Origin of the sequence: Permianibacter aggregans, assembly GCF_009756665.1 — a bacterium.
Lineage (GTDB): Bacteria > Pseudomonadota > Gammaproteobacteria > Enterobacterales > Permianibacteraceae > Permianibacter > Permianibacter aggregans.
Map to the genome: position 1 here is coordinate 3379333 of NZ_CP037953.1, position 12351 is coordinate 3391683.

At 54.0% G+C, this 12351-nt stretch carries 10 protein-coding genes and 1 riboswitch; of the genes, 9 read left to right on the forward strand and 1 reads right to left on the reverse strand.

Features of this window, described 5'->3' with window-relative positions; translation table 11 throughout:
- Window positions 1-16: 16 nt before the first annotated feature.
- Window positions 17-169, reverse strand: coding sequence for a periplasmic nitrate reductase, NapE protein (gene napE / locus E2H98_RS15300; protein ID WP_133593563.1), 153 nt, complete (start codon window positions 167-169; stop codon window positions 17-19).
- Between the two features lie 136 nt (window positions 170-305).
- Window positions 306-455, forward strand: a riboswitch (molybdenum cofactor riboswitch).
- Between napE and moaA the strand changes: the two genes are divergently transcribed.
- From moaA to E2H98_RS15345, 9 genes are all read left to right on the forward strand, one after another.
- Window positions 447-1421, forward strand: a complete 975-nt coding sequence (gene moaA, locus E2H98_RS15305) for a GTP 3',8-cyclase MoaA (RefSeq protein ID WP_133593561.1) — start codon at window positions 447-449, stop codon at window positions 1419-1421. Its footprint overlaps the riboswitch before it by 9 nt.
- Before the next feature lie 12 nt (window positions 1422-1433).
- Window positions 1434-2672, forward strand: coding sequence for a molybdopterin molybdotransferase MoeA (locus tag E2H98_RS15310; protein WP_162848226.1), 1239 nt, complete (start codon window positions 1434-1436; stop codon window positions 2670-2672).
- On the forward strand, window positions 2672-3244 hold the full coding sequence (mobA, locus tag E2H98_RS15315) for a molybdenum cofactor guanylyltransferase (protein WP_157591411.1): 573 nt from the start codon (window positions 2672-2674) through the stop codon (window positions 3242-3244). Before E2H98_RS15310 ends, mobA begins: the two co-directional genes overlap by 1 nt.
- The gene (locus E2H98_RS15320) at window positions 3244-3810 is read left to right on the forward strand and encodes a molybdenum cofactor synthesis domain-containing protein (RefSeq protein WP_133593555.1); all 567 of its coding nucleotides are present in this window, start codon (window positions 3244-3246) and stop codon (window positions 3808-3810) included. Before mobA ends, E2H98_RS15320 begins: the two co-directional genes overlap by 1 nt.
- Before the next feature lie 207 nt (window positions 3811-4017).
- Window positions 4018-4668 (forward strand): chalcone isomerase family protein, encoded by a 651-nt coding sequence (locus tag E2H98_RS15325; protein ID WP_157591412.1) that lies wholly within the window; start codon window positions 4018-4020, stop codon window positions 4666-4668.
- 182 nt (window positions 4669-4850) lie between these two features.
- Complete coding sequence (locus E2H98_RS15330; protein ID WP_133593551.1) at window positions 4851-6149, forward strand: saccharopine dehydrogenase C-terminal domain-containing protein; 1299 nt, start codon at window positions 4851-4853, stop codon at window positions 6147-6149.
- A gap of 39 nt (window positions 6150-6188) precedes the next feature.
- Complete coding sequence (locus E2H98_RS15335; protein WP_133593549.1) at window positions 6189-8777, forward strand: sensor domain-containing protein; 2589 nt, start codon at window positions 6189-6191, stop codon at window positions 8775-8777.
- A gap of 263 nt (window positions 8778-9040) precedes the next feature.
- Window positions 9041-10948 (forward strand): DUF1302 domain-containing protein, encoded by a 1908-nt coding sequence (locus tag E2H98_RS15340; RefSeq protein ID WP_408634849.1) that lies wholly within the window; start codon window positions 9041-9043, stop codon window positions 10946-10948.
- Window positions 10949-10968: 20 nt separating this feature from the next.
- The gene (locus tag E2H98_RS15345; RefSeq protein WP_198325142.1) at window positions 10969-12339 is read left to right on the forward strand and encodes a DUF1329 domain-containing protein; all 1371 of its coding nucleotides are present in this window, start codon (window positions 10969-10971) and stop codon (window positions 12337-12339) included.
- The last annotated feature ends 12 nt before the right edge of the window (window positions 12340-12351 follow it).

Here is a 12351-nt window from a genome sequence, read left to right on the forward strand (position 1 = left end):
TCATTGCTCGAGGTGATTAGCCTGGGCCGGGTGGGCCAGCGAAAATCTGGTACATCCAAACGAAAAAGCCGTAGCCGGCAACGATGATGATGGACAGCAGAGGCACAAATACGGCGGTCAGAAACAGGAACACGTTACGTTCGTGCCGTTTTTCGTCTTGGTCGGTCATGGCAGAAAGCTCCTGACGGCAATACTTGATGTATGTAGGTCAGTATGGCGAGCGAGGCGGTGGGTTTTTATGATTTAAATCAAATCTGTCTTCGGTTTGATCCAGATAAAACGAGAGCTCAATGAGTTAACCTACTATAGTGACAGCACTCCGAGCGCATCGGGCTAAGGCGGAAACGCTATGTCAGTTGCGCCGTGTATCGACGGCTTGTGTCGCGGTGCACCAGGGCCATACGCGAAAGCGGTGATGCCTCCCGTGTTTGGAAAGGAGAAAGAAGATGTTGCAAGACCGCCAGGGGCGTAGCTTCCCTTACCTTCGACTGTCGATTACCGACGTCTGTAATTTCCAATGCAGTTATTGCCTGCCCGATGGTTATCAGGGCAAACCGGATGCGGCCTTTTTGTCTGTGGCGGAAATTCGCCGCTTGGTCGCCGCGTTTGCCGCGCTTGGCATGTGGAAAATCCGCATTACCGGCGGCGAGCCGTCGGTGCGCCGCGATTTGCCGGAAATCATCGCGACGATTGCGACAACGCCCGGTATTGAGCGCGTGGCGATGACCACCAATGGTTGGCATCTTCCACAATTTGTTGAACGCTGGAAAAAAGCCGGATTGAATGCGCTGAATGTCAGTGTCGATAGTCTTGATCCTCGACAATTTCATGCGATTACCGGGCAAGATCGCTTGCGTGAAGTGCTGGCGGGTATCGACAAGGCGCTGGATATTGGCATTGAGAAAGTCAAAGTCAATGCGGTGCTGCTGCGTGATTTGAATGATCGTCAGCTCGATGCCTTTCTTGCCTGGATTAAAGACAAACCCATTTCCCTGCGCTTTATCGAGCTGATGCAAACCGGCGATAACCTGGCTTATTTCAAGGCTCACCATTTGCGTGCTGAGCATGTCATCGAGCAACTGAAAGAAAAAGGCTGGCAGGAATTGCCTCGCATGCCCGGCGCTGGCCCGGCGCGCGAATTCAGTCATGATTCCTCGCTTGGCCGCATCGGTATCATCGCGCCGTATTCGAAAGACTTCTGCACAACCTGCAATCGCTTACGGGTCACCAGTACCGGCGATTTGCGCTTGTGCCTGTTTGGTGATGCCGGCGCTTCGTTGCGTGATTTATTGCAGGAGGATGAGCAGCAGTCGGCGTTGCAGGCGCGTATCGTCGAGCAGCTTGGCTTCAAGAAAGATCATCACTTTTTGCACGATGGCAACCCCGGCGCCACGCGTCATCTGGCATCCTGTGGGGGCTGAACGATGGCGACGATGATTTCATTTTCCGAAGCGCAGCGTTTGTTGCAACAGCATGCCGAACGTTTGGTCAGTGAATCCGTGCCGGTTGCGTCAGCGCTCTACCGGGTGTTGGCCGAACCGGTGCTAGCCCAAGAAACCATTCCGCCGTTTGCCAATTCGGCGATGGATGGTTTCGCTGTGCGTCATCAGGATGTGCAATCGGCCAGTAACACGGCGCCCATCCGTTTGCGTATTGCTGGCAGTAGCGCCGCTGGCGAGGCGCCAGCAAAACCGACCTCAATCGAAAAAACGGCTTGGCGAATCATGACTGGCGCCGCAGTGCCAGCTGGTTACGATGCCATCTATCCGATCGAAAACGTCAGCGTTGATGGTGAGCTGATCAGCATCGACAGCGCTTGCGAAGCGGGCGCGCATATTCGCAAGGCAGGTGAAGATTTCGCAAAAGGCGAAACGTTTGCCAAAGCGGGCAGACGGGTGACGCCAGCAATGATTGCGGCATTGGCCAGTACCGGTATCGATACCGTCAACGTTGTCGAACAACCGCGGGTGCTGCATTTCGCTACCGGCTCGGAACTGGTCGAAAGCGCGCAAACGCCGCTGCAACCGGGGCAGATCCGCAATTCCAATTCACCATTCCTGCAAGCCGCGCTCGCCAGCATGCAGGTGCGCGCGATCTATGGCGGTCAGGTGCGCGATGAGCCAAATGAATTTATCACTGCTTTGCAGTCGGCGATGGCGATGCACAAGCCTCACATCGTGCTGACCACCGGTGCCGTTTCCGCTGGTGATTTCGATTTTATTCCTCGAGTTATTGCTGAACTTGGCGGCGAGATTATTTTCCATAAATGCACGATAAAACCGGGTAAGCCGATTTTATTTGCCCGCTTGCCGAGTAACGTGTTCTTTTTTGGTTTGCCCGGCAATCCGGTATCGACGGCCGTTGGCCTGCGCTTCTTTGTGACGCCATTTCTGCGTCGCTTGCAGGGTTTGCCAGAGGCGAACTTGGCAACTGCAGTGCTGCGCGGATATTTGCACAAACCGAAAGCCGATTGGCGCTTTTTCTTGAAAGCGCACTCTGAATCGGACGACAGCGGTCGAACGATTATTGAAGTGCAGGGTGGTCAGGAGTCTCACAAAATTAAACCGCTGATCGATAGCAATGCCTGGCTGGTGCTTGATGAAGGCCGCACCCATTTTGCCAATGGTGATCTGGTGCATTACTGCTCATTACTTGATGCGGGAATGGAGTGATGATGCGTATCGGCGTCGTGTTGGCCGGTGGCAAAAGTTCGCGGATGAGGCGCGACAAGGCTCTGCTGGATTTTCACGGCCAACCACTGCTGCAGCATGCGCAGCAGATAGTGCAGCGCTGCTGTGACGAGGTGTGGGTTAGCGGCCGTGACGGTGGTTTGAGATCTGTGCCGGATCGGTTCGTCGATCGTGGCCCGGTCGGCGCCCTGCATGCCGTTTGCGCCCATCTGCTTGCGCTGAAAACCAAGGCTTCGGTGTTGTTCGTGCCGGTCGATATGCCTTTGCTGCGAATCAACACGCTGCAAAAACTATTCGCCGTGAATGCGCCGGCCGTGCATTTCGCCGAGCGGCCATTGCCGGCGGTGATCAATGATTTGCCAACAATTGTCGAACACGCCGAAGTTTTGCTTCGCGATCCATCTGCATCGGTTTCGGTGCGAGAATTGTGGCGTTTGGTCGGTGCGCACGCAATGGATTTGTCTACCGAACTGCGTGACCAGTTTGTCAATGCCAATACCCCCCAACAATGGCAGCAGATGCTGCAACAATCTTTGCTGAGCGAGGAGTCCTGATGAGTCGCGCCGACAAGAATAAACCGTTTCAAGCGTTGAATATCGCGCTGATGTCGGTATCCGACCGACACACATTGGACACCGATGATGGCGCTTTATGGCTCGCCAACGCCATTGCTGAGGCGGGGCATCGCTGCTTGCATCGTGAGCTGCTGCGACCAAACAAATACCTGTTGCGTGCCCGCATTGCTGGTTGGATTGCTGATCAGCAAATTCAGGTGATTATCGTCACGGGCGGCACCGGTTTGGGCGATACCGATATCAGCGAAGACGCGATTTCAGTGCTGTTCGACCGACCCGTTGAAGGGTTTGGCGAAGAGTTTCGGCGGCTGTCATTTGCTGATATTGGTTCCAGCGCCATGCAATCGCGCGCGTTTGCCGGCATCAGCAATAGCACCGTGATTTTCGTGCTGCCGAGCTCGCCAGCTGCCATCAGGCTAGGTTGGCAACAGCTGATTCAGGCCCAGCTTGATGCCCGAACCGGACCTTGCAATATGGTGGGGCACTTGGGCGGAGCGACCTGCAACCACTCGACCGTGACCGAAGCAGACCTGCCAAACCGTTGATTGGCAACGAAAATTGATGGCCGAAATTTGGTAATTGTGCACTTGCTTTTTTTGTCGCCATGCGAAAAAGAGCTTGACGTGCCGTTCAAGCTTGATATGTTGTGCCGAATAGTGACCGTAAGCCATGGAAGCGAGCGGCGTTGGTTCGTCGGATCATCCGTCGCGCATGAAGCGTGGTATCCGATGTTCACGGGGGAGGTAGTCCACGTGTCAATCCTGAAGTACCTGACCACGTTGGTGGTCGGCTTGTCACTGTTGGCGACGCCAATTCAAGCCAATACCAGTTATAAGCTTGCGAACGGCACCGAAGTGCACCTGAATGGTGTCGGTGAAGCGCTTGAACTTAACGGCAGCCTCTATATGGGCGCGCTCTACCTCGAACACCGCAGTGCTACCGACGATGTGGTCGCCACCTCGCTCTGGAGCAAGCGCATGGACATCCGGGTCACTGTCGACAAACTCTACGGCCGTCGCTTTGCCCAACATTTCCGTGAACGCATGGCGATCAACTACGATCGTAAAGTGCTCGGTTCGATGGGCAAGGAAATCCAGGATTTCGTCGGTACCTTCTCGGAAACGCTTGAGAAGGGCGACCAGGTAACCTTGGACTTTCTGCCGGATGTGGGATTGGTTATCGGCATCAATGGCAAGGAAATCAAACGTATCCCCAGCCGCGCAGCCTTTTATGAAGCGCTGATCAGCACCTGGGTAGGTCAACGGCCTCCGACTGCGCAGTTCAAGGATGGTGTGCTGGGCAAAGCCAACGCCGAAACCGCCATCGACCTGCAAAAGCGTTTCTTTGCGTTGGAACCGAGCAAAACCCGTGTGGCGGAAACCAACCGTTGGGCGGTCAAATAATCCGATTTCGAATAGCCAAGAAAAACGACTAGCAACATCATTGAAAGGGCCCATTGGGCCCTTTTCTTTTTCCTCTATCAAATCAGCCCAACGGCCTCGATGGCAATGTTACCGGGCAGGATCCCACGCCCCGGGCAAACATTATTTGCCATAATGGATACCAACTTGAACAGGGGAACACGATGGCAAGGATTCTGGTGTTGGGAGCTGGTTTCGTCGCTGGTCCATTAGTCAGCGTATTGATGCGCGATCCGAAAAACGAGCTGACATTGGCCAGCCAATTTCTGCGAGAGGCCGAAAAACTGGCCGCAGGCAGGTCACGTGTCAACGCCGCTGAAGTCAATGTTCAGGACGCTTCGCAGCTTGGGCAATTGGTCGCCGATCACGATGTTGTTGTGTCACTGGTGCCGTATCAGTTTCACGTGCTGGTGGCCAGGCAGTGCATTGCCCATCGTCGTCATCTGGTCACTGCCAGCTATGAAAATGCCGAGATCAAGGCGCTAAATGCTGAAGCGAAATCGGTCGGCATCACGATACTCAATGAAATCGGTCTCGATCCGGGTATCGATCATCTGTCGGCAATGAAAATCATCGACGAGGTGCATGCTGAACACGGCAAGGTGCTGGCGTTTGAATCCTGGTGTGGAGGATTGCCTTCGCCGACCAGCAACAACAATCCGTTCGGATACAAATTTTCCTGGGCGCCGCGCTCGGTATTGCAGGCATTGCTGAATTCCGCAACCTATCTGAAGGATGGCGAGCTGATTCATATTCCGGCAGAAAATTTGTTGCGCAATCCCGTGGCGTTACAAGTCGATGAACATTTGCAGTTGGAAGGCTACCCGAATCGTGATTCGGTCGGTTATCGGGAAGTCTATGGTCTACGTGAAGTTCAGACGATGTTGCGCGGCACGCTGCGTTATCCCGGATTCTGTGCAATGCTGGACGAATGCAAAGCTGTTGGTCTGCTGGACGTCACGCCAAATGCCATGCTGCAGCCGGGACAACCACCGGTTTCGTGGAATGATTGGTTGGCAGCGGCGATGACGGTAAACAACATCAAGGTGCTGAGTCTGGAAACGGAGCAGGCGCTCGCTTGGCTCGGCATGAGAGGCGAGCAACCGATGCCACAGGTTGGTACCGTGATTGATGCATTTTGCCAGGAACTGCTGGCCAAGCTGCGTTACGCACCGGGAGAAACCGATATGGTGGTATTGCAACACCGATTCCTGATCCAGCGCAGCAATGGCGAACGCGAGTGGCGGTATTCAACGTTGATCTGTGAAGGCGAGCCGAACGGCCCGACTGCGATGGCGAAAACCGTCGGTATTCCTTGCGCGCTGGCTGTGCAGCTGCTGCTCGACGGTGGCATTGCGCGTCGCGGCAGCATTCTGCCGGTGACACCTGAAATTTATCAGCCTATTCTGGCGCAGTTGGGCAATGAGGGTATTCGATGCGAAGAATCCGTCCTGATGGCGTAGAAAGGGCAGTTAACATGCCACTCGACACTGGGAGTGGTCATGGCGCGTAATGGTGTTGAACAACACTCCTTGCTATCGATACTCAGCCTGATCCTGCTGGCTGGCGCCATACTCTGGATTGAGCTGGAAGCGGCGCCATGGCTGTTCAAGGCATTAGCCAGCCTGTTGCTGGCGGCGGCGCTTTTACTGTTCTGGCGGGCCATCAAACGATTCAAGTTTTCCCGTTCCCTGGATTCTCGCGTGGCGCATTGGCAGGCCAGTGCCGGCCAAGGGTCTGCGGTGCTGGTCGATGTCAAAGGTCAGGTACTCGCGGTCAACGGTGATTTTGCTCGGTTGTGTGGCATTCATCCCGATGCGCTGAAACAGAAAACCATCGATATCAGTTTGTTGCTTACGGTACCTCATGCCTGGGCCGAATTGCGCCAGCGCTGTTTGATTGGTAAAAGCTGGCACGGCGCATTGGAAATTGGCAAGAAACGTCTGGATTTGACCGCTTATCCGGTCATTGGCATAGAAGAATCTTCAGCGCCACTGATGGCGTTGGAAATCTCAGAGTTCATGTTGTCCAGCAACGAAGATTTGCCATCACTCGTGATGTCTCGGGTGCCGCTCGGCATCATGGTGCTGCATGGCCGGCGTGTGACACGAGTCAATGAAGGGTTTTGCTTTTTATTAGCGAAAACCCGCACCCAGGTTGAAAATTCGCTGATCAGCGACGTGTTCGGCGTTGGCAGCAGCTTTGAGCAAGCACTCAGTGAAGCACTGATGCCATTGTTGACCAACGCCAAGGTGACCTCGGCAACGGCATTGCAGCGCTCGGATGGCAAATCGATTTGGTGTGAACTGGTGTTCAGTTGTTTGGACCCGAATAAACCGCAAGCCGGATTATTGGTTACGCTCAGCGATGCCAGCGAATCTCGCAAGCGCGAGGAGATTCTGCGCCAAGCTGCTGTAGTATTTGAGGCGGCGTCCGATGCGATTCTGGTGCTCGACGCCGAGAAACGCATTCGCATGACCAATAAAGCGTTTACCCGCATTAGCGGTTACGAGCCCAATGATGTGCTGGGCAAGCCGCCCAAATTATTGTTTTCCAATAAGCAACCGGCCGAACTCTACGATCATATTTTCAATCAGATCGAGCAGGAAAATGTGTGGCAAGGTGAGATCTGGAGTCGTCGTCGCGACGGTGCCATCTACCCGCAATGGGCGACGATCAGCGCGGTGCGCAATGAGCAAAATGAAGTCATTGAATACGTGTTCATGGCATCCGACATCACCGAGCGCAAGCGCGCAGAGGAGCGGCTGAATTACCAAGCTAACTACGATGGCCTGACGCAATTGCCAAATCGAACCTTGTTTGTCGACCGTCTTGGTCAGGCCATGGCGCGTGCCAAGCGCGAAGGCACCACGCTGGCACTGCTGTTTATTGATTTGGACCGGTTCAAAAACGTTAATGACAGTATGGGCCATTCAGCCGGCGACAAGTTGCTGATTAACGTCGCCAATACGCTGAACGGCTGCATTCGCGAGAGCGATACCATCGCCCGCTTTGGTGGCGATGAATTCGCGATGATTTTGTCGCCAATATACGGCGCAAAAAACGCCGGCACGGTGGCGCAAACCGTGTTGAAGGTGTTGTCACGACCTTTCAATATCGATGGTTATGACTGCATCGTTGGCGGCTCCATCGGCATCAGCATTTTCCCCGGCGATGGCGAAACCTCGGAAGAGTTGATCCGCAACGCCGACGCGGCGATGTACCGCGCCAAGGATAGCGGGCGCAACACCTACGAATTTTTTACTGCGGAAATGCAGCAAATGGCGATGGCTCGTTTGGGGCTGGAGCGCGATTTGCGATTTGCCATTGAACGTCAGGAGTTCATTCTGCATTTTCAACCGCAGATGTCGTTGGCCACCAATCAAGTCGTGGGCCTGGAAGTGTTGGTGCGCTGGGAGTCTGGTACGCGTGGTTTGGTGTCACCGGCGGAATTTATCGGACTTGCGGAAGAGAACGGACAAATTCTCGCGCTCGGCGATTGGGTGTTGAAGCGCGCTTGTCAGCAATACGTCGAATGGTTCAACGAAGGCATTGCGCCAGGTTATATCGCCGTCAACGTTTCCGGCCGACAGTTCCGCAGCGCCAAGTTCACCTCGCGTTTACGCGAGATACTCACGGAAACGAAGATGCCGGCGCGTGGTCTCGAAATTGAACTGACCGAAAGTTTTTTGATGGAAGATCAAGAGGCGGTCATGCGTACGCTGAATGAATTGCGGGAAATGGGCGTGACCTTGTCGGTTGATGATTTTGGTACCGGTTACTCGTCGCTGAGTTACTTGAAACGATTCCCGATTTCGACACTAAAAATCGATAAAAGCTTTGTTCAGGATGTGCCGGGTGACGATGAAGATGTGGCGATCGTGTCAGCGATTATCCGTATGGCGCATGCGCTGAAGCTGGATGTGGTCGCCGAAGGGGTTGAAACGGCCGAGCAGCAACAGTTTCTGCATAAGCAGGGTTGCCAGATCGTCCAGGGTTTCTTGTTCTCACGACCGCTGAACGCCGATGAATGCGGTAAATTTTTGCGCAAGCGTTTGGAAGAGTCTTCCTCATCAAGCCAGATTGCCTGAGCTAATAATTTCGCCATTCTCTTTCTGCTGCAAAGCAGCAATTTACGGAATTTTCTGATATTTGCTGATAGTTTAACCGGCCAGACCTCTGGCCGCTTGCGGCCCTCAAAACCTGTTGTTAGTATCGGCCATCGTGTAAATGCTCGTCTGTGGTCTGCTCAGTTGAGCGCAGGCGACGATCGCACATTTCCAACTCATCGTGGGGACGGTCGACAATGACAAAAACAGGGTTTTTCAATCAGGGGGCGCGTCGTACGCCAGTTATGAGCGCAGTGGCGGCGGCCGTAGTCGCTGCGGTTTTCACTGCCCCAGGCGCGCAAGCCGTGGAAATTTCCACAGAGAAGTGGTCAGGCAGCTTTGACTCCACATTCACCGCTGGCGCCAGCTGGCGTGTTGAAGATCGCGATGCCAGCAAAGTGGGCAAGTCAACCAATAATCCACAGTACATCAATCCATCGAACCGCTTTTTCTTCCCAGCCGGCACTCCGGTGGCCGGCGGTGTACCCGCTGCCGAAAACATGGTCGGTGCCTGGAGTACCAACAACGATGACGGCAACCTTAACTTCGATCAGGGTGAAACCTTTTCGCGCGTGATCAAGGGCCTGCACGAACTCGACCTGAAACACGAAGATGGTTACGGTCTGTTCCTGCGTGGAACCTGGCTGTATGACGCCGAGTTGATGGACGAAACCCGTCCGTTCCGGCAATTGAGCCAGCCGGCCCTTGATCGACACGGCAAAGATGCGCGCTTCCTTGACGCCTATGTATTCTGGAGCACCGATATTGGTGAGTCACCGTTCCAAATGCGCCTCGGTGAACAGGTCGTCAACTGGGGTGAAAGCACACTGATTCAGCACAGTATTTCTGAGGCCAACGCGCTTGATGCATCGAAGCTGCGGGTACCGGGTTCTGAGCTGAAAGAAGCATTCATTCCGACCAAAATGCTCTGGGGCTCGCTGCAGCTGACCGAATCGATTGGTATGGAAGCTTACTACCAGTTCGAGTTCGAAAAATTCATTATCGACTCACCCGGAACCTATTTTGGTACCCAGGATTTCATTGGCGACAACCGCGTTGAAGACCCGAGTTCCCCGTGCTTTGGCACGTTAGGTTTTATTCACCTGGGTTTCGGTCAGTTCACGGAAAACAATCCGACCACTCAGGCATGTCGACTTGCCGACCGTACGGCCTCTGACGATGGTCAATTCGGTTTGCGTTTCAACTACCTGACTGAAGATTTCACTGAGCTGTCGTTCTATTACCTGAACTACCACAACAAGCGCCCGATTATTTCGGCGTTTGCGCATAACGGTAGCCGTGTCGAGGGCTTTATTGAGTATTTGGAAGATATTTCCCTGTACGGCATGTCGTTCAACATGGCCACCGATGGCGGCTGGTCGATTGCCGGTGAAGTCAGCTATCGCCAGGACGAACCATTGCAGATCGATGACGTTGAAATCCTGTTCAAAACGCTGGAGCCGGTCGGCGCCATCATCGCTGGTCCTTACGGCAGCCAGATCCCAGGTGCACCGGGATTGGGTGAAGAGATTTCAGGCTATCGTCTGTTCGATACCTATCAGGCGCAGATGACGTTCACGAAGTTGTTCACCAACTTTATGGGCGCTGATCAATTCCTGCTGTTGGCGGAAGTTGGTGCCAACTATATTCCGGATCTTCCGAGCGAAGACGAGTTGCGTTTTGAAGTCGCGGGCACCGTGCGTTCCGGCAATCCGCTGCGTCACAACGGTACTCAGCCTGATGGCTGGAACGTACCGGTCAATCCGGCCACGGGTGCCTGTTTCTCACCAAGCGTTAATTTAAGCGCCATTTCGCCTGGCCTGTTCGGTGGCTGTGAAGGTGTCGAAACCAATAAGTTCGCGACGGATTTTTCTGCCGGTTACCGCTTGGTCGCCCGTTGGGAATTCTTTGACGCATTTGCTGGTGTCAACGTCACGCCGCGTTTCGTATTTTCGCATGACGTAACCGGTTATACACCGGCACCGATCTCGAACTTTATGGAAGATCGGATGGGTACCACATTGGGTGTCAGTTTTGACTACCTGAACCGCTGGCGCTTTGATGTGTCCTATGTGTCGTACTTTGGCAATGATGAGCAGGATCCACTGTCGGATCGTGACTTCATTTCTGCCTTTGTTAGCTATTCCATTTAAAGACGGGAGCGAATACTTATATGTACAAGCTGAAGCAAAAAACGCTCGTCGTCAGTGCGCTGCTGGTCGCGCTGTCTGGCGGTGTCTCGGCGAAAGTCAGCCAGGAACAGGCAGCACGTTTGGGTAATGAACTGACGCCAGTCGGCGCTGAAAAAGCGGGTAATAAAGCCGGCACCATTCCGGCATGGGATGGTGGTCTTACCAAGCCACCGGCCAATTACAAGCCGGGTGAACATCACCCAAGCCCGTTTCCGGATGACAAAGTCCTGACCACGATTACGGCCAAGAATGTTGATTCTTACAAAGATCAGCTGTCGCCAGGTTTGGTCGCGATGTTCAAGCAGTATCCGGACACGTTCAAAATGAACGTCTACCAGACTCGCCGTACTTATGCAGCGCCGAAATACATTTATGAGGCGACCAAAGTTAATGCCACCCGCGCTGAACTGCGCGATGGTGGTAACGGCATCAAAGGTGCTGCAGTCGGTGTGCCATTCCCGATTCCCCAAAATGGTGTCGAGGTAATTTGGAACCACATCACTCGCTTCCGTGGTGTCACGGTAGGCCGTGATACCGGTCAGGCCGCGGTATTGCCGAACGGCAATTACTCAATGGTCAAATTCCGTGATGAGTTGGATCAGAACTACACCCGTCCGGGTCAAACGCCGGAGCAGCTGGAGCAGGACAACTTGTTGTTCTACTTCAAGCAGTGGGTAACGTCGCCTTCACGTCTGGCCGGTACCGCGTTGCTGGTTCATGAAACCATGGATCAGATCGCCAAACCACGTCAGGCTTGGACCTACAACACCGGTCAGCAGCGTGTGCGTCGTGCCCCGAACGTTGCCTATGATGCACCGGGTACCGCTTCGGATAACCTGCGTACCACAGACGATTTCGACATGTTCAACGGCGCGCCGGATCGCTACAACTGGAAATTGATCGGCAAGAAAGAGATGTACATTCCGTACAACTCTTATCAGTTGCACTCCGATGAACTGAAGTACGATCAGATTCTGAAGCCGCACCACATCAATCCGGAGTTTGTGCGTTGGGAATTGCATCGCGTGTGGGTCGTCGAAGCGACATTGAAGGACGGCATGCGGCATTCGTATGCCAAGCGTGTGTTCTTTGTTGACGAAGACAGCTGGCAGGTCGGTGTTACCGATATCTACGATTCGCGTAACGAGTTGTGGCGCGTCGGTCATGCCTATGCGATCAACTATTATGAAATCCCGGTTCTGTGGTCCACGCTGGAAGTGTTCCACGATCTGCAGTCGCGCCGTTACCTGGCCATTGGCCTGGATAACGAGGACGAAGTCTATGATTTCGACCTGAAACGCACGGCCCAGGATTTCACGCCGGACGCCTTGCGCCGTCAGGGTCGACGCTAATATTCACGACTG